Annotated in this window: 21 protein-coding genes; 17 read left to right on the forward strand and 4 right to left on the reverse strand. The window is 60.4% G+C overall.

The features are described 5' to 3' along the window. Positions 1–20 precede the first annotated feature (20 nt). The 4 genes from rbfA (at position 21) to pnp (ending at position 4,121) form a co-directional block, all read left to right on the forward strand. Positions 21–413 (forward strand): 30S ribosome-binding factor RbfA, encoded by a 393-nt coding sequence (gene rbfA, locus ASF90_RS12225; RefSeq protein ID WP_005991395.1) that lies wholly within the window; start codon positions 21–23, stop codon positions 411–413. Positions 414–494: 81 nt separating this feature from the next. Next, positions 495–1,421: a tRNA pseudouridine(55) synthase TruB gene (gene truB, locus ASF90_RS12230; protein ID WP_055850098.1), complete on the forward strand. Its 927-nt coding sequence runs from the start codon at positions 495–497 to the stop codon at positions 1,419–1,421. A gap of 156 nt (positions 1,422–1,577) precedes the next feature. Beyond that, positions 1,578–1,838: a 30S ribosomal protein S15 gene (gene rpsO / locus ASF90_RS12235; RefSeq protein ID WP_055850100.1), complete on the forward strand. Its 261-nt coding sequence runs from the start codon at positions 1,578–1,580 to the stop codon at positions 1,836–1,838. A gap of 168 nt (positions 1,839–2,006) precedes the next feature. Beyond that, the gene (gene pnp, locus ASF90_RS12240) at positions 2,007–4,121 is read left to right on the forward strand and encodes a polyribonucleotide nucleotidyltransferase (RefSeq protein ID WP_055850102.1); all 2,115 of its coding nucleotides are present in this window, start codon (positions 2,007–2,009) and stop codon (positions 4,119–4,121) included. Between the two features lie 541 nt (positions 4,122–4,662). Here pnp and ASF90_RS12245 read toward each other — a convergent pair. From ASF90_RS12245 to ASF90_RS12255, 3 genes are all read right to left on the reverse strand, one after another. After that, complete coding sequence (locus ASF90_RS12245) at positions 4,663–5,715, reverse strand: DUF2272 domain-containing protein (protein ID WP_055850104.1); 1,053 nt, start codon at positions 5,713–5,715, stop codon at positions 4,663–4,665. A 63-nt stretch (positions 5,716–5,778) separates the two neighbouring features. Next, a complete protein-coding gene (nadC, locus tag ASF90_RS12250; protein WP_055850106.1) occupies positions 5,779–6,660 on the reverse strand; it encodes a carboxylating nicotinate-nucleotide diphosphorylase in 882 nt (293 codons plus the stop codon). Next, positions 6,657–6,926 (reverse strand): Trm112 family protein, encoded by a 270-nt coding sequence (locus ASF90_RS12255; protein WP_055850108.1) that lies wholly within the window; start codon positions 6,924–6,926, stop codon positions 6,657–6,659. Before ASF90_RS12255 ends, nadC begins: the two co-directional genes overlap by 4 nt. Before the next feature lie 58 nt (positions 6,927–6,984). Between ASF90_RS12255 and purE the strand changes: the two genes are divergently transcribed. Both purE and ASF90_RS12265 read left to right on the forward strand, forming a co-directional pair. Further along, on the forward strand, positions 6,985–7,488 hold the full coding sequence (gene purE / locus ASF90_RS12260) for a 5-(carboxyamino)imidazole ribonucleotide mutase (RefSeq protein WP_055850111.1): 504 nt from the start codon (positions 6,985–6,987) through the stop codon (positions 7,486–7,488). Next, complete coding sequence (locus tag ASF90_RS12265) at positions 7,485–8,630, forward strand: 5-(carboxyamino)imidazole ribonucleotide synthase (protein WP_055850113.1); 1,146 nt, start codon at positions 7,485–7,487, stop codon at positions 8,628–8,630. Before purE ends, ASF90_RS12265 begins: the two co-directional genes overlap by 4 nt. Positions 8,631–8,752: 122 nt before the next feature. Here the strand turns inward: ASF90_RS12265 and ASF90_RS12270 are convergent, their stop codons facing one another. Beyond that, positions 8,753–9,331 carry a Fe-Mn family superoxide dismutase gene (locus ASF90_RS12270; RefSeq protein ID WP_055850116.1) on the reverse strand — a complete coding sequence of 193 codons (579 nt, stop codon included), beginning with the start codon at positions 9,329–9,331 and terminating at the stop codon, positions 8,753–8,755. Positions 9,332–9,452: 121 nt separating this feature from the next. On the opposite strand from ASF90_RS12270, the gene grxD reads away from it, so the two are divergent. The 11 genes from grxD to ASF90_RS12305 all read left to right on the forward strand — a co-directional run bounded on the left by grxD (position 9,453) and on the right by ASF90_RS12305 (position 23,162). After that, positions 9,453–9,773 (forward strand): Grx4 family monothiol glutaredoxin, encoded by a 321-nt coding sequence (gene grxD / locus ASF90_RS12275; RefSeq protein WP_055850119.1) that lies wholly within the window; start codon positions 9,453–9,455, stop codon positions 9,771–9,773. Then, positions 9,770–10,513 carry an SDR family NAD(P)-dependent oxidoreductase gene (locus ASF90_RS12280; RefSeq protein WP_055850121.1) on the forward strand — a complete coding sequence of 248 codons (744 nt, stop codon included), beginning with the start codon at positions 9,770–9,772 and terminating at the stop codon, positions 10,511–10,513. The genes grxD and ASF90_RS12280 overlap by 4 nt, the downstream gene beginning before the upstream one ends. Next, on the forward strand, positions 10,510–11,109 hold the full coding sequence (locus ASF90_RS12285; RefSeq protein WP_005996031.1) for a YhgN family NAAT transporter: 600 nt from the start codon (positions 10,510–10,512) through the stop codon (positions 11,107–11,109). The genes ASF90_RS12280 and ASF90_RS12285 overlap by 4 nt, the downstream gene beginning before the upstream one ends. Before the next feature lie 372 nt (positions 11,110–11,481). Beyond that, the gene (locus ASF90_RS12290; protein WP_055850123.1) at positions 11,482–14,688 is read left to right on the forward strand and encodes a TonB-dependent receptor; all 3,207 of its coding nucleotides are present in this window, start codon (positions 11,482–11,484) and stop codon (positions 14,686–14,688) included. A gap of 106 nt (positions 14,689–14,794) precedes the next feature. Next, on the forward strand, positions 14,795–16,180 hold the full coding sequence (gene ppnN / locus ASF90_RS12295; protein WP_055850125.1) for a nucleotide 5'-monophosphate nucleosidase PpnN: 1,386 nt from the start codon (positions 14,795–14,797) through the stop codon (positions 16,178–16,180). A gap of 116 nt (positions 16,181–16,296) precedes the next feature. Continuing rightward, the gene (locus tag ASF90_RS22215; RefSeq protein ID WP_082473500.1) at positions 16,297–16,812 is read left to right on the forward strand and encodes a Tfp pilus assembly protein FimT/FimU; all 516 of its coding nucleotides are present in this window, start codon (positions 16,297–16,299) and stop codon (positions 16,810–16,812) included. Further along, complete coding sequence (pilV, locus tag ASF90_RS22220) at positions 16,809–17,282, forward strand: type IV pilus modification protein PilV (protein ID WP_082473501.1); 474 nt, start codon at positions 16,809–16,811, stop codon at positions 17,280–17,282. The genes ASF90_RS22215 and pilV overlap by 4 nt, the downstream gene beginning before the upstream one ends. Positions 17,283–17,285: 3 nt before the next feature. After that, positions 17,286–18,440 (forward strand): PilW family protein, encoded by a 1,155-nt coding sequence (locus ASF90_RS22225; RefSeq protein ID WP_082473502.1) that lies wholly within the window; start codon positions 17,286–17,288, stop codon positions 18,438–18,440. A 2-nt stretch (positions 18,441–18,442) separates the two neighbouring features. After that, positions 18,443–18,961 (forward strand): PilX N-terminal domain-containing pilus assembly protein, encoded by a 519-nt coding sequence (locus ASF90_RS12300; protein WP_055850126.1) that lies wholly within the window; start codon positions 18,443–18,445, stop codon positions 18,959–18,961. 11 nt (positions 18,962–18,972) lie between these two features. After that, on the forward strand, positions 18,973–22,719 hold the full coding sequence (locus ASF90_RS22230) for a PilC/PilY family type IV pilus protein (RefSeq protein WP_082473503.1): 3,747 nt from the start codon (positions 18,973–18,975) through the stop codon (positions 22,717–22,719). After that, the gene (locus ASF90_RS12305; protein WP_201782822.1) at positions 22,716–23,162 is read left to right on the forward strand and encodes a type IV pilin protein; all 447 of its coding nucleotides are present in this window, start codon (positions 22,716–22,718) and stop codon (positions 23,160–23,162) included. Before ASF90_RS22230 ends, ASF90_RS12305 begins: the two co-directional genes overlap by 4 nt. Positions 23,163–23,174: the final 12 nt, after the last annotated feature.

Below are 23,174 nucleotides of genomic sequence, written 5' to 3' on the forward strand. Positions count from 1 at the left end.
AATCAACCAGGTCCACGACCATGCCAACCAAATCATTCCATCGCACCGATCGCGTTTCTGCGCAGGTGCGTCGCGACCTCGGCACGATCGTGCACGCGGCCGTGCGCGACCACGGCTTGCCGTCGGTCAGCGTTTCCGATGTCGAAATCAGCCGCGATCTGGCGCACGCCAAGGTGTTCGTCACCGCGCTGCAGCAGGAGCGTTCGGCTGAAGCGGTCAAGGGACTCAAGGAAATTGCCGGGCAGCTGCGCACGCAGCTGGCGCGCGCGATGAAGCTGCGTCACGTGCCCGAGCTGCACTTTCACTACGACGACTCGGTCGATCGTGGCGAGCGTATCGATAACCTGCTGCGTGACCTGGACGATGTCGGTCCGCAGGCCACGTCCAGCGATGAAGACGCTGAGCAGCGCTAAGCGCTGTGTGGGCGGGGCAAGATTGCCGCGCCCCCTGGATTCCCGCGGACGCGCACAGCGCCCGATTCGAGCACCGATCTTTTGAAACCCCGCATCGTCTATCGCCCGCTGCACGGCATCCTGTTGCTGGATAAACCGGCCGGGCTCAGTTCCAACAACGCATTGCAGGCCGCGCGCCGTCTGTTGCGAGCCGAGAAAGGCGGCCACACCGGCAGCCTGGATCCGCTGGCTACCGGCTTGCTGCCGTTGTGCCTGGGCGAGGCGACCAAGATCGCCGGCTTGCTGCTCGGGTCGGCCAAGGCGTACGACGCCGAGGTAGTGCTGGGCGTCACCACCGATACCGACGATGCCGACGGTGAACCGCTGCGCGAGCGTGCGGTGCCTGCGCTGACCGAAGACGCGTTACGCGCAGCCTTGGCGCCGTTGATTGGCCGCATCCAGCAGCAGGCCCCGATCTATTCCGCGCTGAAGCAGGGCGGCGAGCCGCTGTATGCCAAGGCACGCCGGGGCGAAGTGATCGAGGCGCCGGTGCGCGAGGTCGAGGTGCATGCGATCGAACTGATCAGTTATCACGCGCCGCGTCTGCAGTTGCGAGTGACCTGTGGCTCCGGCACTTACATCCGCAGCCTGGCCCGCGATCTGGGCGAAGCTCTCGGTTGCGGGGCGCATATCGCCTCGCTGCGCCGGCTCTGGGTCGAGCCGTTCCGGTCGCCACAGATGATGACCCTGGAGGCGTTGAGCGAGGCATTGGAATCGGGCACGCAGGCCGAAGATCTGCTGCTGCCGATCCAGGCCGGGCTGGCCGATTTTGCGCAGATCACCCTCGACCAGGCCCATGCGACCCGCTTCCGGATGGGGCAGCGGCTGCGCGATCCTGCATTTCCGACCGGCCAGGTCGCGGTATTTGACCTGGATGGAAGCCCGTCAGGCCTTGGCCTTGTTGACGCTGACGGCAGGCTGTCGCCGCAGCGCCTGTTCAATGGACTGAACGGAAGTCCGGGTTGTTAAGGTTTAGTCAACTTGTTCCCGGCGCCGTGCAACGGTACAATTTCGCGGCCCCGATCGGGGCACCTCAGCGCCAAGCGCGCTTATCCCTAGCAAACGGCGAGTCCGACGGTGCGTCATGCACGTTTCTGTCGACCACGCATCTATCGAGAAAACATCATGTCTGTTGACACCCAGAAAGTTATTGAAGACAACAAGCGCAGCGCCCAGGACACCGGTTCGCCGGAAGTGCAGGTCGCTCTGCTGACCGCACGCATCGAACTGCTGAGCGGTCACTTCAAGACCCACAAGAAGGATCACCACAGCCGTCGCGGTCTGCTGCAGATGGTCAACCGTCGCCGCAGCCTGCTCGACTACCTGAAGAAGAAGGACAACGAGCGTTACAAGTCGTTGATCGAGAAGCTCGGCCTGCGCCGCTAATCGAGTCCTACCACCGCGGTGCAGCGATGCGCCGCGGTTTTGTTTTGGTCGTTCGCAAACGCGTCATCGCACCATCAAGTTTATGGGCCGGAGCCTCCCGGCCGCCCGTTCTCGGCATGGGTCGACGACGGTCCAACGAAGACAGTTACACCTAAGGAAAAAACCTCCGTGGCAAAAATCACCAAAACCTTCCAGTACGGCAAGCACACCGTCACCCTGGAGACGGGCGAAGTCGCTCGCCAGGCGAGCGGTGCCGTCATCGTCAAGATGGACGACACCGTACTGCTGGTCACCGCCGTCGCCGCAAAAACCGCGCGCGAAGGGCAGGACTTCTTCCCCCTGACGGTCGATTATCAGGAGAAGTTCTATGCCGGCGGCCGCATCCCGGGCGGCTTCTTCAAGCGCGAAGGACGTGCGACCGAGAAGGAAACGTTGATCTCGCGCCTGATCGACCGTCCGATCCGTCCGCTGTTCCCGGAGGACTACAAGAACGAAGTACAGATCATCGCGACCGTGATGTCGATGAACCCGGACATCGACGGCGACATCGCCGCGCTGATCGGCGCATCGGCGGCACTGTCGCTGGCCGGTACCCCCTTCAACGGCCCGATCGGCGCCGCCAAGGTGGGCTACAAGAACGGTGAGTACATCCTCAACCCGACCATCGCCGAGCTGAAGGATTCGCAGCTGGAGCTGGTGGTTGCCGGTACCGCCAATGCGGTGCTGATGGTCGAGTCGGAAGCCGAGCTGTTGTCCGAAGAAGTGATGCTGGGCGCAGTGACCTTCGGTCATCGCGAACTGCAGAAAGTCATCAACGCGATCAACGAGCTGACCGTCGAAGCCGGTACCAAGCCCAGCACCTGGGTTGCGCCTGCCAAGAACACCGCGCTGATCAACGCGCTGAAGGAAGCCGTCGGCACTCAGCTGGCGAGCGCCTTCCAGGTGCGCGACAAGCTGCAGCGTCGCGACGCCATCTCGGCGATCAAGAAGGACGTGCTGGAGTCGTTGGCCGGCCGCGTCGCCTCCGAGGGCTGGAACACCGCTGAGCTGTCGAAGGAATTCGGCGAGCTGGAATACCACACCATGCGCGACTCGGTGCTCGACACCAAGGTGCGTATCGATGGTCGTGCGCTGGATACCGTGCGTCCGATCGCTGTGCAGGCCGGCGTGTTGCCGCGTACCCACGGCTCGGCGCTGTTCACCCGCGGCGAGACGCAGGCGATCGTGGTCACCACGCTGGGCACTGCCCGCGATGGCCAGGTGATCGACGCGGTCAGCGGCGAGTACAAGGAAAACTTCCTGTTCCATTACAACTTCCCTCCGTATTCGGTGGGCGAGTGCGGTCGTTTCGGTGCGCCGAAGCGTCGCGAAATCGGTCACGGCCGTCTGGCCAAGCGCGGCGTGCTCGCCGTGATGCCGAGCCTGGAAGAATTCCCGTACACCATCCGCGTGGTCTCGGAAATCACCGAGTCCAATGGTTCCTCGTCGATGGCATCGGTCTGCGGCAGCTCGCTGGCGCTGATGGACGCCGGTGTGCCGATCAAGGCGCCGGTCGCAGGTATCGCCATGGGCCTGGTCAAGGAAAACGACCGCTTCGTGGTGCTGTCGGACATCCTGGGTGACGAAGATCACCTGGGCGACATGGACTTCAAGGTGGCCGGTACTGCCGAAGGCGTGTCCGCGCTGCAGATGGACATCAAGATCGAAGGCATCACCGAAGAAATCATGAAGCAGGCATTGCAGCAGGCCAAGGCTGGCCGTCTGCACATCCTCGGCGAGATGGCGCATGCACTGACCACCCCGCGTCTGGAACTGAGCGACTACGCGCCGCGTCTGCTGACCATCAAGATCCACCCGGACAAGATCCGCGAAGTGATCGGCAAGGGCGGCTCGACCATCCAGGCGATCACCAAGGAAACCGGTACGCAGATCGACATCCAGGACGATGGCACGATCATCATTGCCTCGGTCAACGCCATCGCCGCGCAAGCTGCGAAGTCGCGCATCGAGCAGATCACCTCGGACGTGGAGCCGGGCCGCATCTACGAAGGCAAGGTCGCCAAGATCATGGACTTCGGTGCATTCGTCACCATCCTGCCGGGCAAGGACGGCCTGGTGCACGTCTCGCAGATTTCCAGCGAGCGCGTGGAGAAGGTCGGCGACAAGCTGAAGGAAGGCGATCTGGTTCGCGTCAAGGTGCTGGAAGTGGACAAGCAGGGCCGTATCCGTCTGTCGATCAAGGCAGTGGAAGAAGGCGAGGGCGTTCCGCCGTCGGCCGAGTAATCGCCGCGGGTTGATGCGTCACGAAAAGCGGGCTTCGGCCCGCTTTTTCGTTGTCGGTTCGGAATAGCCCACGCCTTGTTCCTTCTCCTAACAGGAGAAGTTGCCCCGAAGGGGCGGATGAGAGTGCGTTCGTGCGAAGCCCGGTGTAGTTAAGGCAGCACCATGGCTTCGCTTCGTACCCTCATGCCAACCTCTCTCCCTCAGGGAGCGGGGCTAGAGCGTGGCGCCATGCGTCTGATACTTCTCCCCTTGGGAGAGAAGGTGCCCCGAAGGGACGGATGAGGGTACGTGCGCAGCCYGRTGCAGTTGAGGCAGYACYAGGGCKTCGCCCCGTACCCTCACCTCAACCTCTCTCCCGCAAGGAGAGGGGCTAGAGCGTGGCGCCACGTGTCTGTTCCTTCTCCCCTCGGGAGAAGGTGCCCCGAAGGGGCGGATGAGGGTACGTGCGCAGCCYGRTGCAGTTGAGGCAGCACCAGGGCKTCGCCCGGTACCCCCAAACCCCAGCCCCTCACTCGCAGGGAGAGGGGCTTTGAATCTTTTCTCACCCAGGCTGCTGCGTCGGCGCCGGCTGCGTTTCCGGGCGCGGCGGCACCACGCGTGGGAAACCTGGGGGCATCGTCTGCTCGGCAGGCGGTGCGGTGGGCACAGGCAGTGGTTCGGTTGGCGGTGGCGCCAGCATTGCTGCGTCGGGACGCAGCTTCAGCAGTGCCGCCCAGTCGCGTCGGTTGAAGTCGCACAGTTCTTCGTGTGCCGGCGTGCATTCGCTTGCGACGCCAAGGCTGTCTTCATTCTGATCCTGCGCGCTGTCGGACTGCGGCGTCGGCAATACCACACGGCCGGCGCGGTCCAGCGGCATCTTGCGCATCATGACGGTGTTGAACACGTTGCCGCCAATCAGATACAGCGTGCGATCGCCACCGACATTGGCGGCCACCACCACATCGCAATGCGATTGCCATGGCATCGGTGCGCTACCGCCCAGCGCGGCCTTCAAACCCGCGTAGCCGAGTGCAACGTTGCGCCCACGCAGCAGGCATAGCAGATCGCCGGGTGCGGGTTTTTCCACCGCAGGGTCGGTGAACTGGTACGGGCCGGTGGCGCCGTCGTTGTACGCGCTGCGGATGTAATCCAGATGGCGTGCGGAGCGATGAAATCCGCTCAGTCTCGCTTGCGTCATCACCCATGAAATGAAGGCGGCCGACCACGGGTTGTCGATCAGGAACGCGCGACAGTCGCTGGCGGTGTAGCGGGTGCCATCCAGTGCGGCGCAGCTCGATGCGCCGGGACGTCCGCCCATCGAGGCAAGCGTGCCGCTATCGCGCCAATAGCCCGCGACGCGTTGCCAGGCCACGACGCCATGGTCGGCGAGATAGCCGGATTCGGCCTCGGTCACGCCCAGGCTGGCAAGGCGGCCTTTGGCGTCGATAAACGGGTGCTGCCATAGACGATGCTCATTGCAGGCCGTGCGCACGATGGCGATGGCTGCAGGGCTGGTGCCGAAGCGCGGTGGCATATCGCACACTTCCGCAGCCGCAGCGCTGCCACCCAATCCTGCAAGCAGCAGGCACATCCACGGCCAGGGTCTTACGGTCATCGAACATCCTGCACGAAATCAATCGCAGCAGGCTGACAGAGCAGCCTGCGCGCACGCGTGAAATCAGCGCGGGGCCGGGCCGAGTTTGAGCGACAGATCCACCGCCTGCACATGCTTGGTCAGCCCGCCGATGGAAATGCAATCCACGCCGTCCTGCGCAATTGCGCGGATGCCGGCCAGGTCGACGCTGCCGGAGACTTCCAGCGGGATACGTTGATCCACTGGCAACGCAGCGACGATACGCACGGCGTCGCGACGCATCGCCGGATCGAAGTCGTCGATGAGGATGCGCGTGCAGCCCACCTGCAATGCCTCGCGCAGCTGCGCCAGCGTTTCCACCTCGACCACCAGCGGTAGCTGCGGTTGCTGGGCACGTGCCGCCTGCACGGCTGCGCTCAACGAGCCGGCGGCGCGGATGTGATTTTCCTTGAGCATCACCGTGTCGAACAGGCCGATGCGGTGATTGTCGCCGCCGCCGCAGCGCACTGCGTATTTCTGCGCCATGCGCAGGCCCGGCAGCGTCTTGCGCGTGTCCAGGATGCGGGCGCCGGTGCCGGCGACTGCGGCCACATAGGCCGCGGTGGTGGTAGCCGTGGCCGAAAGCGTCTGCAGAAAGTTGAGCGAGGTACGTTCGGCACTGACCAGGCTGCGGCTGCGACCTTGCAGGGTGGCCAGCACCGTGCCGGCGCTGACGTGCTGGCCTTCGTGCACGTGCCAGTCGATGCGCACCTGCGGGTCGAGCGCGCGATGCGTGGCATCGAACCAGGGCCGGCCGGCAATCACCGCATCCTGCTTGCACAACAGATACGCACTGTCGGCTTGATCGGGAAGCAATGCGGCAGTTACATCGCCAGTACCGATGTCTTCGGCCAGCGCGCGCGCCACATCGGCGTCGACCAACGTGGCTGGCGGCGCCTCCGGCACAGTGCGCACGGACGAATTCACTTGTCGGGAAAGTCGGTGATCTGGGCGGTGCCGATGGCTTCTTCGGCCAGCAGTACCGGAATGCCGTCGTCGACGCGGAAGATCTGCTTGCGGTCGCGGGTGATCAGGGCCTCGCGCAGCGGCTGGCTTTGCGCGGTACCGTCGGCGCGCTGCAGGTTTCCGGCGGCGATGGCGGTGTTGAGTGCTTCCAGGCCTTTGCCGTCCAGCAGCGAGAGTGGCTGGCGGGTGTCGGGCGAGCACAGCAGGTCGAGCAGTTTGCGATCCATCGAAGTCTTGTCTTGCGTGGAGATTGGCTAGAATACGTCTTTACCGCAGGGCAGGGCCATGACCTCCAACCACTCCGCGCCGCTGGTCGGCATCGTGATGGGCTCCCGTTCGGATTGGGAGACCATGCAACACGCAGCTCAGAAGCTCGATGCGCTGGGCGTGCCGTACGAAGTCAAGGTGGTGTCGGCGCACCGCACGCCCGATGTGCTGTTCACCTACGCCGAGCAGGCGGGCGCGCGTGGGTTGCGCGCCATCATTGCCGGTGCCGGCGGTGCGGCGCACCTGCCGGGCATGCTGGCGGCCAAGACGGCGGTGCCGGTGCTGGGCGTGCCAGTGCAGTCCAAGGCGCTCAACGGCATGGATTCATTGCTGTCGATCGTGCAGATGCCGGCGGGCATCCCAGTGGCCACGTTTGCGATCGGCAATGCCGGCGCTGCCAATGCGGCGTTGTTCGCGGCTGCGATGCTGGCGCCGGAGCAGGCGCAGATCGGCCAGGCACTGGCGCAGTTCCGTGCCAAGCAGACCGATGATGTGATGGCCAGCGACGACCCGCGCCAATGACCACAGTTGGAATTCTGGGAGGCGGCCAGTTGGCGCGCATGCTGGTGCTGGCCGGCGCGCCGCTTGGGCTGCGGTTTGCAGTGTTCGACCCGGCAGCCGATGCCTGCGCAGGGCAGGTGGCGCCGCTGCAGGTGGGCGCGTTCGACGATGCTGCCGCGCTCGCTGCGTTCGCCGCGCAGGTGGATGTGATCACCTTCGATTTCGAGAACGTGCCCGCGGCCAGCGCGCAGCAACTTGCTGCGCAGGTGCCGGTGTTTCCGCGCCCGGATGCCTTGGCGGTGGCGCAAGACCGGTTGAGCGAAAAAACCTTGTTCCGCGAACTGGGTATTCCGGTGCCGGAGTTTGCTGCCATCGACGACCGCGCAGGGCTTGATGCTGCGTTGGCGCGTATCGGTGCGCCGTGCGTCCTCAAGACGCGCCGCTTCGGTTATGACGGCAAGGGCCAGTTCCGCATCAAGACGCTTGCCGATGCCGATGCGGCATGGACTGCGCTGGGTGCACAGGCTGCCAAGGTCGGGCTGATTCTTGAGGCATTCGTGCCATTTCAACGCGAAGTCAGCGTGGTAGCGGTGCGGGGCCGCGATGGCGAATTCCGTGCGTGGCCGCTGACCGAAAACTGGCATGTCGATGGCGTGCTGTCGGCCAGTCTTGCGCCTGCCAATGTGGACGCAACGTTGCAGGAGGTCGCCGAAGCACACGCGCGTGCCATTGCCGACACGCTCGACTACGTGGGCGTGTTCGCCCTGGAGCTGTTCGTGCGCGATGGCACACTGCTCGCCAACGAAATCGCCCCGCGCGTGCACAATTCCGGCCACTGGACCATCGAGGGCGCGGAAACCTCCCAGTTCGAAAATCACCTGCGCGCTGTGCTCGGGTTGCCGTTGGGCAGCACCACGATGCGCGGCCATGCCTGCATGCTCAACTGGTTGGGTGCTATGCCGGACGCTGAGGCATTTCTGGCTGTGCCCGGCGGGCATTGGCACGACTACGGCAAACAGTCGCGCGATGGTCGCAAGGTGGGCCACGCAACGCTGCGTGCCGATACGCCGCAGATGCTGGTACAGGCGCTGGTCGAGGCCGGCATGGCGTTGCAGCGTAATGCGCACGTTGAACCGGTGATTGCGCGCTTGCGCGAAGGCTGAGTGTCAATCGCGACGCAGCAGTGCGGTATCGCGAGGGTTGTGGTGCCGACTGCGTGCGCTTCGATTGAGTGCGCGCAGGTGGGTGCATCGGTGAGCGATCCGTTGCTAACGAGACGCGCCTGCTAGCCCAACCGGCTGGCGACAAAATCCCAGTTGATCAGCTTCCAGAATGCCTCCAGGTACTGCGCACGGTCTTGCTGGTAATCCAGGTAGTACGCGTGTTCCCAGAGGTCGCACGCCAGCAGCGGCGTATCCGGCCCGGTCTGCGGGGTCGACGCATTGGGCGTGGCGACAACGGCCAATGCGCCGTCCGGACGCTGCACCAGCCATACCCAGCCCGAGCCGAAGCTGCTCAAGGCGACGCGATTGAATTCCTGCTTGAAGTGCACGAAATCGCCAAAGGATGTGCCGATGCTGTCGGCCAGCTTGCCGAGCGGCTCGCCGCCGCCGCGTGGCCGCAGGCATTGCCAATAGAAATTGTGGTTCCACACCTGCGCGGCCAGATGAAACAGCGTGCCGTGCGCCTGCGCGATGATCTCTTCCAGCGTCAGCTCGGCAAACTCGCTGCCTTCGATGCGCGTATTGAGCCGTTCGACCTCGCCGCGATGACAGACGCCGTGGTGCGCCTCCAGGGTCGCGGACGAGAGATGCGGCTCCAGAGCGGCGCGGGAGTAGGGCAGTGCAACGTGTTCGATCGGCATGATGGCAATGGCAGCGAAGGGAGTGCGGCGACAGGTCGCGCTGAAGGCTTACAATGCGCGCCTTTGCGGAAGTCTATCCGACCCGGCGGTCGGGCCTGCCGCTCCCAGTCAGGAGAGTCCAATGCCGGTGATGGAACGGATCCAGGCCGAAGTCGAACAACACCCGATCGTGTTGTTCATGAAAGGCACCCCGCAGTTTCCGATGTGCGGGTTTTCCAGTCGCGCAGTGCAGGCGTTGATCGCCGCTGGCGCAGACCAGGTGCGCACGGTCAACGTGCTGGAAGAACCCGAAGTGCGCGCCAATCTGCCGCGCTATTCCAACTGGCCGACCTTCCCGCAGTTGTTCATTCATGGCGAGTTGATCGGCGGGTGCGACATCACGCTGGAACTGTTTGAAGCCGGCGAGCTCAAGCGCATCGTCACCGAAGCGTACCAGCCGTGACTGCAGTGCAGGGCCAGCCTCTCTCGCCATCACTGACCGGGCGGGTCGTGCTGATCACCGGCGCGGCCGGCGGGCTGGGCACCGCTGCCGCACAGGCATGCGCATCCGCAGGGGCGACCGTGGTGCTGCTGGGCCGCAAACTGCGCCCGCTGGAGCGCGTCTACGATACCGTCGCCACGCTAGGGCCGGAGCCGTTGCTTTATCCGCTCGACCTGGCCGGGGCGACCCCGGAGGATTACGCTGCGTTGGCGCAGCGGCTGCAGTCAGAATTGGGCGGCGTCCACGGCCTGCTGCATTGCGCGGCCGAGTTCGGTGGGCTGACGCCCGCCGAACTTGCGGCACCTGCGGACTTCGCACGCAGCATCCACGTCAACCTCACCGCACGCGCCTGGTTGACTCAGGCCTGCCTGCCATTGATGCGGCAGCAGGACGACGCGGCCGTGGTCTTCGTCGTCGACGATGTCGTACGCGTCGGTCAGGCGTACTGGGGCGCATACGGCGCCGCCCAGCACGCACAGCTCGGCGTGATCGCCAGCCTGCATCATGAAACTGCAGCCGGTCCGGTGCGTGTCCACGGCTTGCAACCTGGCCCCATGCGTACTGCGTTGCGCGCGCGCGCCTTTACCCATCAGGAAGACAGCGAGGCGGCCGATCCTACCCGTTACGCGTCCGCCTGCGTCACCCTGTTGTCCATGGCAGGTGTCCCGTACCGCGGTGCGATCTGGAGCCCTTCCACATGACCATTCTGTCGGCGGCGTTGCTGCTGTTCCTGATTCTGGACCCGCTGGGCAACATCCCGGTCTTTCTCAGCGTGCTCAAGCCGTTGCCGCCGAAGCGTCAGCGCTTCGTGCTCGCACGCGAGCTGCTGATCGCGCTGTGTGTGCTGATGGCGTTCTTGTGGGGCGGCAAATACGCGCTGGAGTTGATGCATCTACGTCAGGAATCGGTGGCGATCGCCGGCGGCATCGTGCTGTTTTTGATCGGCATCCGCATGATCTTCCCGCGCCCGGAAGGCCTGATGGGCGAGATCCCCGATGGCGAACCCTTCATTGTGCCGTTGGCCATCCCGCTGGTGGCCGGCCCGTCCGGTATGGCAGCGGTGATGCTGATGGGCAGCAACGAACCCACGCGTCTTTGGGACTGGAGCCTGGCGCTGATGATCGCCTGGATCGGCGCTTCCACGATCCTGGCATCGGCACCATTGCTGTACAAATTGCTCGGCCACCGTGCACTGACCGCAATCGAGCGGCTGATGGGCATGCTGCTGGTCGCGATTTCGGTGCAGATGTTCCTGGACGGGTTGGGGACGTACTTCAAGCTGCCGGTGTCCATCTAAGGCGATTGTCATATCCGGGAACGACCCGGCCCTCGCCGCGTCTTGCGTGCGCGTTTGCGCAGAGTGGGCGAACGGCATTTCTGCCGGCTTGCCGCGCCTGAGAAACTCCCTGTCGAGACGCACGTCTCGCTCCCGCTGCGACCTTGCGCAGTCTGGCCGTTGCGCCGTCACATGCGAAGTTCATGTTGCAGTGCGCGAACTTTGTCACGCCGCCGTCACAATCAGGCCTTAGCGTGTTAATCTGTTGTTAACCGTTGCGGCAGCAACCAGCCGCGCGGCAAGGGACCCCAGATCATCGGCAGCCCACCCCCGGGAACGGTTGGGCTGACTGCGCCTTTTTGTCACTGCCCAACCTGTATCGAGGCTACCGAAATGACCCACCCCCGTTGTCTCCGCATGTCCAAGCTCACCCTTGGTCTCGTTGCCGCACTCGCCGCTGCCCCCGTATTTGCCCAGAGCACCTCCGCCGGCGTCGCTGGCCTGGTTACCAGCAGCGGCGGTCAGCCGGTGCCGAATGCCGAAGTCACGATCACCCACGTCGAATCGGGTACCGTCAGCCGCGCCACCACCGATGCCAGCGGACGCTACAACGCGCGCGGCCTGCGTGTGGGTGGGCCGTACACGATCACCATCACCAAGTCGGGTGAAGGCACCAAGACCGAAGAGGGCGTGTACCTCAACCTCAACCAGGTCAATAGCGTCGACGCTTCCCTGGGCGGTGACGTCACCACGCTGGGTGCTGTGCAGGCCATTGGTGGCGACTACGGCTCGGCTCTGTTCAGTGCTAACAAGATGGGCACCGGCACCAACGTGACCCGTGAGCAGATCGAATCGCTGCCGTCGATCAACCGCAACCTGCAGGACTATGTGCGTCTCGACCCGCGCGTGGCGCAGACCGATAAGGCGCGCAACGAAATCTCGGTAGGTGGCCAGAATCCGCGCTTCAATCTGATCCGCGTTGACGGTATCAGCACCAATGACGCGTTCGGTCTCGAGTCCAACGGCCTGCCGACTCCCCGCCAGCCTTTCTCGATGGATGTCATCGACGAAATCTCGGTAGACGTTGCGAACTACGACGTCACCATCACCGGCGCCACGGGCGGCGTGATCAATGCGGTCACCAAATCCGGTACCAACGAATTTCACGGTTCGGTCTACAGCACCTATCGCGAGAACGATTGGTCGGGCAAGAACCAGAACGATATCCGCCCGCAGCTGTTCGATAACGAGACCACCTATGGCCTGACCCTGGGCGGCCCGATCATCAAGGACAAGCTGTTCTTCTTCGCCAACTACGAAAAGTACAAGGGCAAGGGCGTGTTCACCGGAGCCTCTGGCTACGGTCCGACTGGCTCTGGCGAGAGCAATATCGTTCCGATCTCGCAGGCGCAGGTCGATGAAATTATCGACATTTCGCGCAATGTCTACGGATTCGATCCGGGTACTCTGGCACTACCGGCACTGGATTCGGATTCGGAAGAAAAGGGCTTCAAGCTTGACTGGAATATTTCCGACAAGCACCGCGCTTCCTTCCGCTACGGCGAGACCGAGCAGAGCACCGCGAACCTTAACGGTTTTGGCAATCAGGCGCTTTCGCTGAATTCGTATCACTACGTTCGCGATTTCAGTCTCAAAACCTATACCGCGCAGTTGTTCAGCGATTGGACCGATACCTTTTCGACCGAAGCCAAGGTTTCCTATCGCGATTACTCGGCCGCGCGTACGGCCGCTTCGCAATTGCCGGCCGTAGCTGTGCGTATCGGCAACAACACCGTCAACCTGGGCACCGAGCAGAGCACCCAGGCTAACGAGCTGCGTACCGAAACGTGGAACGCCTTTTTCGCGGGTACGTTGTTCTTGAACGACCACACCGTCAAGTTCGGCTTTGACTACGAAGACAACGATCTTTTCAATCTGTTTGGGCAGCGCGTCTTTGGTTCTTACACGTTCAACTCGATTTCGGACTACCGCAACAATATTGCCCAGAACTATCGTTACTCGCAGTCCAACAGCGGAAATATCGACGATATCGCTGCGAAGTGGGGAATGCGCAATGTGGGCGTATTTGTGCAGGACACTTGGGCAGTCAATAACAACCTGACGCTAACCTTCGGTCTGCGTTACGACGAGCCGATGGTGAAAAACAGTCCTGCCTACAATGCGACGGCATCCTCGGTGTTTGGTTTCCGCAACGACCAGACCATCGACGGGAATGGCCTGTTCGAGCCGCGTTTTGGTTTCAATTATACGTTTGACAGTGATCGCCCGACTCAGGTGCGTGGTGGCGTAGGCCTCTTCCAGGGCGCAGCGGCAACGGTTTGGTTGTCCAACCCATACTCCAACACCGGCCTGGCTTATACGGATTACAACTTCTCAAGCCCGGCACTGGTACGTGACAATGGCATCCGCTTTACTCCGGATATCAACAATCAGCCGCGGGGCACGACTGTCGCCGGAAGCACGCAATCTGTCGATTTCGTCGATGGCAAGCTGGGGCAGCCCTCAGTGTGGAAGGCAAACCTCGCCTTCGATACGGAATTGCCGTGGAACGGAATCGTTGCATCTGCTGAAGCTGTAGTTACGAAGGTCAACGAAGCCATCTACTATCAGCAGCTGAACCTGGGTGCAGCGAGTGCAGTGGGCCAGGATGGCCGCAATATTTACTGGAACGCGAACGGTCTTCGTCCTTCCAGTTGGAACGTCAACGGCCTGCAGCCAACTGGTGTTTCAGTGGATGCACGCGGCAATCGTGATCGCCGATACAACGATGCGCTGATCGCGCGTCCAACCGACAAGGGCGGCAGCGAGAGCTTTACCGTCGGTCTGAACAAGCCCTTCAATGGTGGTGACTGGTCCTGGGGTCTCTACTACACCTATACCGATGCGGATGAAGTCAGTGGTCTAACCAGTTCGACCTCGGGCTCGCAGCTGGGCAACAACGCGGTTTTCCAGGCCAATGAAAACGTCGCCTCGACCGCTGCGTACGAAGTCAAGAACAGCATCCTGGGTACCTTGAACTGGAAGCACGCGTTCTTCGGCGACTACGAAACCAAGGTCGGTCTGATCTATCAGGGCCGCAATGGTCGTCCTTACAGCTACACGTTCGACAACGATGCCAACGGCGATGGTCGTTTGAATGACCTGCTCTACATTCCGGCCGGCCGTGGTGATGTGCTGTTCGGTTCCGCTCAAGAAGAACAGGCGTTCTGGAACTACATCGAAGGCAATGAGTATCTGGCCGCCCGTCGTGGCCAGGTTGCAGAACGTAATGGCGCACGGAACTCCTGGATCAACCAGTTCGACCTGCACGTCGAGCAGGAGATTCCGGGCTTTTTCAAGGACAACAAGGCCTCTGTCTGGCTTGACGTCATGAACGTCGGCAACCTGCTCAACAAGAAGTGGGGCCGTGTCGAGGAATATGGCTTCCCGGGTATGCGTGGTGTCGTGGAATACGGCGGTATCGATGCGGCCAGCGGCAAGTACGTATATCGCTTCAATACGCCGGACCAGTCCACCGTGTACGACGACCGCGGCATCTCCCGCTGGGCACTGCAGCTGGGCTTCCGCTACCAGTTCTGATCGCGTTTAGCGTGTCATGTGTTGCGAAAACGGCCGGGTCTTCCCGGCCGTTTTCTTTTGGGCGGGTGAGTACGTTAAAGTCCTTGAGAGACAACAGGAGCAAGCTATGGAACTCAGCAGTACGGCGGCACGGGCGCTGCCGGTGGTGGATGCGCGGATTTATCCGCGTGGTGGCCTGGACGTGTTGTCCAAGGCGGAAGTGGCCCGGTTGCGCGATGCATCTAGCGGCGGCATGCACGAGCTGCTGCGTCGTTGCGCGCTGGCGGTGCTGACCAGCGGAAGCGCTTCCGACGACCCGCGCGCCGCGCGCGATCTGTACCCGGATTTCGACATCCAGGTGAACCAGCAGGATCGCGGCATCCGCATCGACCTGAGCAACGCACCGGCCATGGCGTTCGTCGATGGCGAGATCATCCGCGGCGTCGCCGAGCTGTTGTTTGCCGTCGTGCGCGATCTGGCCTACATGGCCATCGAGCTGGAAGCGCAACGCGCCGATTTGGACACCAGCGAAGGCATCACCAATGCGGTGTTCGGCCAGTTGCGCAACGCGCGCATCCTGCAGCCGTCCGACCCGAATCTGGTCGTGTGCTGGGGCGGGCATTCCATCTCGCGCGACGAATATCTCTATACCAAGCAGGTGGGCTACGAGCTAGGCCTACGCGGGCTGGACATCTGCACCGGCTGTGGCCCGGGCGCAATGAAGGGCCCGATGAAGGGCGCCACCATCGCACACGCCAAGCAGCGCAAGCACCACACGCGCTACATCGGCGTGACCGAGCCCGGCATCATCGCGGCCGAATCGCCGAACCCGATCGTCAACCACCTGGTGATCATGCCGGACATCGAGAAGCGCCTTGAGGCCTTCGTTCGTATCGGTCACGGCATTCTGGTGTTTCCGGGCGGCGTCGGCACTGCCGAAGAGATCCTGTATCTGCTCGGCATTCTGCTGCGCGAAGAAAACGCGGACCTACCGTTCCCGCTGATCCTGACCGGGCCGACCATCGCCGCGCCGTATTTCGAACAGATCGACCGCTTCATCCGCCTCACCCTCGGCGACGCGGCAGCGTCACGCTACGAGATCATCGTCGGCGACCCGGTCGCCGTTGCGCGCCGCATGGCAGAAGGCATCCACGAGGTGCGCGCGCATCGCAAAGACCAGAAGGACTCGTATTACTTCAGCTGGTCGGTGCACATCCCGCTCGAGTACCAGCAGCCCTTCGTCCCCAGCCATGAAGCCATGGCCGCCCTGGACCTGCACCACGGCCGCCCGGCACCCGAACTGGCCGCCGACCTGCGCCGAGCCTTCTCCGGCATCGTCGCCGGCAACGTCAAGGAAGACGGCATGCGCCGTATCGAAGAGTTCGGCCCGTTCGAGATCCACGGCGACCCGGACATCATGCAGGCCCTGGACGAACTGCTGCGCGGCTTCGTCGAGCAGCGCCGGATGAAGATCTCGGGGGACTACCGGCCTTGTTACCGGGTGGTGACTTGATCCGCTAGCTGCGGGACTGACGTTCGTCGGTTCGCAGAGCCGCTTGTCGGTAGGGTGCTTGTCTTTACTCTTATGGTCACTCATGCTCCTCAGCACTGACGCTGGGGAGCGTATTGATGTCTTTCTGCCGTGCCCGCGGGTTCACGCTGGTTGAGTTGATGACCACGGTTGCAGTCCTTGCGATCGTCGCCGCTATCGGATACCCGAGTTTTCAAGGCGTCATTCGGTCGAATCGAGCTGTTACCGCAAATAATGAAGTGCTCGGGTTGCTTAACCTCGCCAGGAGCGAGGCATTGCGTTCTGGCCAAAGTGGGGCGATCTGCGGAAGCAGTAATGGCACTGCCTGCGATGGGAACTGGGGCGGAGGCATCCTTGCATGGAGCGATGTCAATGCAAACGGTGCACTGGATGGCGGAGAACCTGTCTTGCGCTACTGGCTTGGTAATTCCAAGCTGGTTGTTCAAGGTCCAAGTAGCGGTCTAGTTGCCTTTGACGGCCGAGGACGCCGAATTTCTGCTGCCGACCAGCAGGTCACTGTGCGCCCGGATCAATGTGGCGGCCAGCAATTGATGCGAACGCTGCTCATCAATGCAGCTGGGCAAGTCAGAAGCAGAAAGGATACCTGTCAATGAGACGGCACGGAACTAGGCGGAAAACATCTGGGTTTACATTGATTGAGGTATTAATAGCGATCATTGTTCTCGCGTTCGGGCTACTTGGTTTTGCACTGTTACAAACGATGAGCGTGCGCTTCGTGCAAAGCGCCAACTATCGAACACAGGCAACTAATCTCGCCTATGACCTTATCGATCAAATGCGCTCAAATCGGTACCAGGCTAGTCAGTACACAGCGGCCAGCTTCGCTGCAGGTTCGGCGACCGCAAGAGGAGCCTGTAGTCGCCCGACTGGCGAGACCGTATCCATCACCCAAAATATTAGTCGCTGGAAATGTCAGGTTACCAAGGCATTGGGAGACACTTCATCGGCAAACGTCGTGGTCGCCAATGGACGGGTTACTGTGTCCATCTCCTGGGGTGATCAGAAATGGGATGCAACTGATCCGGACACATCGACGACATTCGCATTGCAGACAGAGATCTGAATCATGACCGCACGTACCAGGGCGGCGGGTCTGTCGCTTATTGAAATGATGATTGCGCTGGTCATTGGCCTTGTGCTGATGCTTGGGGTAATCCAGGTCTTTTCCGCTTCGAGAACAGCGTTTCAGCTGTCTGAAGGAGCGTCCAGAGCCCAAGAAAATGCACGGTTCGCCCTGGATTTCCTGGCGCGTGACATCCGGATGGCGGGCCACTTCGGTTGCGTCAACGACCAGGCGCATTTTGTTAAAGGCCAGGGCGATCCCCGCGTCAGCTTATCCGCGACAACCGGAAGTGGCAGTCCATTGGATTTCTCTGTATCGATTCAAGGGTATGAAGCGACGGGTACATCGCCGGGAGCGCAGCTGCGACTCGGCGGGACGTTGTCCGCCGCTGCTGGTGTGCCTTCGCAAATTCAAGGGCTCAATCCTGCTCCGTTGCCAGGCAGCGATATTCTTGTACTACGTTTTCTTTCCCCTGAAGGTGTGCCGGTTACTGGACTAGTACGTACAGGCAGCAACTCCATCGCCAGCTTTGATGCAGCGCGTTTGTCACGCTTAACCAGTGGGGGCGTTGGAACACCCACCTTATTCGGCATCGCCGATTGCTCACATGCAGACGTGTTTACTGGGACATCTGCTGCGAGTTCTGTAACGACCAGCGTAGATCTTTCGCGCTATACCGCTCAGCCGACGGGGCAAACAATGCTCTACCGTGCCGAGTCACTGGTGTACTACGTCGGCACTGGAGCATCAGGTGAGCCTGCGCTGCGTCGAGCACGAGCAGCGAGCGATGGCACATACACTCAGAACGAGGAGCTCGTCGAGGGTATTGAAAATATGCAATTGCTATACGGGCTGGATTCCACAGCCAATATCTCAAGTGCTACTCCGCCCGTGGGGAATATCACGTCTCAATTGACGGCATCAGGGTTGGGAGCCAGTGCAGATGCGGCAGGCGCTAACCAGTGGCGACGGGTTGGAGCGGTCCAGGTAGGAATTTTAGCGCGCAGCCCCAATACGGCTAACGCAGTTGCTACGGCTAGTGACGATCCCGTAGGTGTACTGGGAGTCAGCATGCAACCTCCATCTGCACCTGACGGCCGCTACCGAGCCAGTTATGAACTATCTATCGCACTTCGCAATCGCTTGTTTGGCAACTAATCATGAATCGTCAGCATAACCTCGTGAATAAAATACGTTTGTCCTCGCACAGTCGGCAGAGGGGCGCTGTTCTGTATGTCGCCCTGATCATGTTGATTCTGCTTGCGTTGTTGGGTATCTCTGCAATGCAGGTAGCAGGAATGCAAGAAAAGATGGCTTCCAACTATCGTGCTGTTAACCGGGCTTTCCAGCAGGCGGAAGGCGTAGTTCGCAACGGCGAGGCTTCGGTGGAGGCGATTTCCAACCGCACTGCGCTGCCGACTGGGAGTGTTGTGACCTCTGCCAGCATAAAGCGCGGATGCGATGATGGTTTCGACCCGGTGCAGTGGGCCCGCGAGCAGACCTCGACTGAAGCCACCAATGTACGCCAGATAGACCAATGCATTGAGGGCGAGGCGAGCATTGGGATGGGGCCGCCGATGGATTCGGCGTCGCCGATTTTTCAAATCACGGGCGTTTCGGTAGATGATGAAGTAAATGCTTCGTCGAGGTCTGCCATTGATACCGTCTTCAAGCTTTAAAGGCCAATGTTATGCTATCGCGTAAAGTAAAGCTTATTACTGCTTCCAGCTTGGCCTGCCTTTTTGGTTTGGGCTTGGTATATATGCTGGTCGCTGCACAAGGCCAAGGGCCGCTCGCTCAGACACCGCTCAACAACCAGGTTCCTATCCCGCCAGCGTTCATTATGGCTGTGGACGATTCGGGTTCAATGACATTTCAGACACAGTTTCCCGGTGCTGACGGGCAAGGGTGCTGGAATACTAATCGACAAAGTTTCTTCTCATCCCCGGGTGTGCTCAATCGTTCTGGTAATGTATGTGGGTACAATCATGTAATGATTGGTCCTCGTCTCGAATTGGCTCGACTTGGTGTCCCTCCGCTTGATATCTACGGGTTTGCAAAATCATCGGCGTACAATCCAACTTACTATAATCCTCAGGTTAAGTACGATCCCTGGATAGGTGCTGACAAGAAAGCGTATGACAATGCGGATACTTCTTCAACCAAGATTGATCCTCGTGTCAATGCGACAAGTAATGTTGTTAACTTAACCGGTAACTTGTTGATACAAAATTGGCTTGATGCGGGCTTTGTGCAGGATGGGATGATTATTCCAAATGGGACGCGTTATCAGCGCGTTTTTGTAAATGCTAGGGGTGCTGTGACAGGGTATGGATCGGTCCAGACTGCCAATGGCACGGCATGGGCTGATGGCGGAACGCACGTGCTGATTCAGCATGTGAGATCAGTGTTTTTTATGCCTTATACGTCAAATAATGATCCGCGTCCCGTTCTTCCCGATTCGCCTAATGCCTACAATGGGGTTGAACGCATACGTGTAGCTAATGCATGCGGACAAGGGTGTGACCTTTGGAAGTACACGATTGCTGCAAAAGATACAGATGCCTTAAGAAACTTTTCCAATTGGTTTTCGTTTTACGGTAATCGAAACAGGGCGATGATTGCGGGCATGACGCGCTCCTTTGATGCGGTAGAGGAGAATCTTCGCGTTGGCTATTTCCGGATCAACCAAAATACAAGTTTTGATTCGGTCGATGAGCGCCTGGTGATGAGGAATATAGGTGTCCCTGCTGACCGAAGCGCCCTTTACAGTGATATGATTGGTCTCACTGCATCCGGCGGAACGCCAAATCGCGAGGCGGTAAATGCGGCGGGAATTCAGTTCACTCGCTCGGATTCCGGGGCGCCAGTTCAGTTGGCGTGCCAGAAAAATGCAGTAATGCTTTTTACCGATGGATTTAGTAATGACATCGACAATAACTTTGCTGCTGTTGACAATGCTGCTGGCGATGGCGGAATGGGCGAGCCATTCGCGGATACCTATTCTAACACCATGGCGGATATCGCTGCGCGATATTACAATAACTTCAATGGTGCGTCGCCGCTTCGTCCAGATCTAACGGCAGGGCAGGTTCCTGTTCCCAGTGAATGCACGTCGGCGCCAAGTGTTAGGCTGGATTGCCAGAAGAATCTGCATATCAATTTCTTCGGTGTAACGTTAGGGGCAAGAGGTAATCTATTTAATCCGGATGTAGCGCAGGATGCCTACACGGATCCGTCCATATATAAGAACTGGCCGGCGCGCTCTGACAATAATGCCTCAACCGTAGACGACATATGGCACGCTGCGGTCAATACGCGCGGCGAGTACATTAACGCACGTACCCCTGCTGAGATCACTGCCGCAATCGATCGCGTCCTTGCCTCTGTAACTCAGGGTGAGTCCCCATCAGGGACTGCTGCGCAGACTGGCGCCCGAATCGGAAATGGCTCATTTGCTGTTACGCCCTCTTATCGGATCGCGGCTGACGGCACAGACTGGTACGGCCGCCTGGAAGGTAATCGTGTGGCGATTGATCCGCGATCCCGGTTGGCTACGACGACACCGGTCTGGGAGGCCAGTGCCCGTCTTGGCGGAACTGACCCAGATGCGCGAAACATCATTGTGAATAAGGCAGGTAGTACGGTTAACTTCAGCTCCACCAATGTTTCACTCGCGGATTTGTGTGCCAAGCCTGCTGGGCTCTATCCTGGAATTGCCAAGTGCACGGAGCTTGGCTTGACACTTATCGGGGCAACTGCTCGGTCTGCCGTGTCTTATCTCAGAGGCGATCGAGGGAGTGAAGTTAAGAATCGCGGCAGGTTCCGTGATCGGACGTCCGTGCTTGGCGATATCATCAACTCGTCTCCAGTCATCAGCGCTCCGACAGATGACTATGGCTACCGGGCGCTGCAGGGTGCATTAGGGACGACCTATAGCGGCTACCTCGTCACGAAGGCGACGGCTGGGCGTTATACGGTTTATGTGGGTGCAAACGACGGTATGTTGCACGCGTTCGATGCGGGCATGGCTGCAGATGGATCAATGGACGGCAATGGAGGTGCCGAGCGTTTTGCTTATATCCCTGCAACTGCACTGGGACACATGGGCGATCTCCTCCTGCCTTCGGACCCAACGAATAAGAATGTCGAGTACGAACATCGCTATTATGTAGACGGTCCTGTTGTGGTAGGTGACGCTAATTATGGCGGTAGCTGGAAGACAGTTGCCGTCGGAACTGCGGGGGCGGGTGGGCGTAGCGTATTCGCCCTCGACGTGACAAATCCCGCGGCCTTCTCGACGTCTAGCAAGCTCTGGGAAATTAGTGACCTTGATACAAGCCTTTCGGCTGCGATCAGGAACAATATCGGTCATGTGCTCGGAAAGCCTGTCATCGTCCCGGTCAGGGATGCTGCAGGAGCTGTCACTTGGAAGGCAATTTTCGGTAACGGCTACAACAGTCAGAGCGGGAAAGCAGTACTGTTTGTGGTGGATATCAAGGCAGGTGCGCCTGCTGTCACGATGATCGAAGCGACAGAGGCTGGTTCCGCAATTGCAGGCACTAATGGCTTGGGGAACATAGTCGTTGTGGACAGGTGGGGTGGAGTATCTCAAACTGACCCGGTTCGCGACGGGTTTGCTGATACTGTGTACGGCGCTGATCAGAAGGGCGCTGTCTGGAAATTCGATCTTCGTAGCACGGCGACCTCCATCACGGTGCCATTTTTCACTGCGAGAACCTCCACAGATAATGGGCAGACTTATCGCCAGCCGATTACCGGAGGGCTTGTGGCGACCGCTGGAGATGCAGGTGGGGTGATGTTGTTCTTTGGAACCGGGAGTTTTTCGTTTACCAGCGATACCAGGGACGAATCGATCCAGTCGCTTTATGGTGTTAACGATCTCTCCAGAGGAGCGCCGGTCGCCGCGCTCACCCGAGCAAACCTTCAGGGCAGCACGGTCGTTCAGAACGGTGATCGGACTCTGAGCCGCGCTGCAGCTCCTGCGAGCTCGCGTGGTTGGTACGTAGATCTACCAGCGAGAGAGCGGATGGTTGGCAACCCCTCGATTGCTTCGGGAATCGTGTTTATCCCAACGTATGTACCGTCAGTAGTCAGTGCGGGTTGCGAACCAGCTGGTGCAAACTGGTTGTTCGGCCTGGACGCGCGTACTGGAGATGGCGGTTTGATGGATGCGCGCAAGGGGTCTCCGACGGGTGCGAGCTTCGGCGCAAGAACGGCTGCAACTCCGTTAGCTACCGGCGGTACTGCTCCAGTCAAAGATGTTGGAGTCTCCGCGATTCCTCGGTTGTCCCCAGCCGAGAGCGCTGGTGTGCCTGGCGGGCAGGCCTGCTGGATGGTCGTTACGGCCGCCGGTTCTGGTCCGCTCTATATACCTTACCCATGCGGTAGGCAATCCTGGAGGCAGGTACAATGAGCACTTTCTTGCGAGCTCTTAGAAGGCGCGCGGTGTCGGTACAGAAATCGGGGAGAGGTGTTTCCGGTTTCACATTGATCGAGTTGATGATCGTCGTGGCAGTAGTTGCGATCTTGTCCGCCGTTGTGTATCCGAGCTACGCCGACTACGTCCGTAAGTCCCGACGGGCACAGGCTAAGGCCGATCTCGTCGAGTATGCGCAGTTAGCGGTGAGGTTCTACACCGTGCGGAATACCTACGTGGACTTTACGCTGCCGACGCAAGTTTCGCCTCGGGAGGGAGGGACCGCCGCGTATCGGCTTGCTCTTCAGGCCACTCAGTCGACCTTCTCGATCTCCGCAACCGCTCAGGGCAACCAGGCGCAAGACAAGTGTGGCGATCTTGGCATTGATCAAGCTTCAAGAAAATCCAATTCCAAGGGAGCCAAGTCCGATTGTTGGTGACTCGGAAGGTCG

This window comes from Xanthomonas sp. Leaf148, from assembly GCF_001423585.1.
In the GTDB taxonomy this organism is placed as follows: Bacteria; Pseudomonadota; Gammaproteobacteria; order Xanthomonadales; family Xanthomonadaceae; genus Xanthomonas.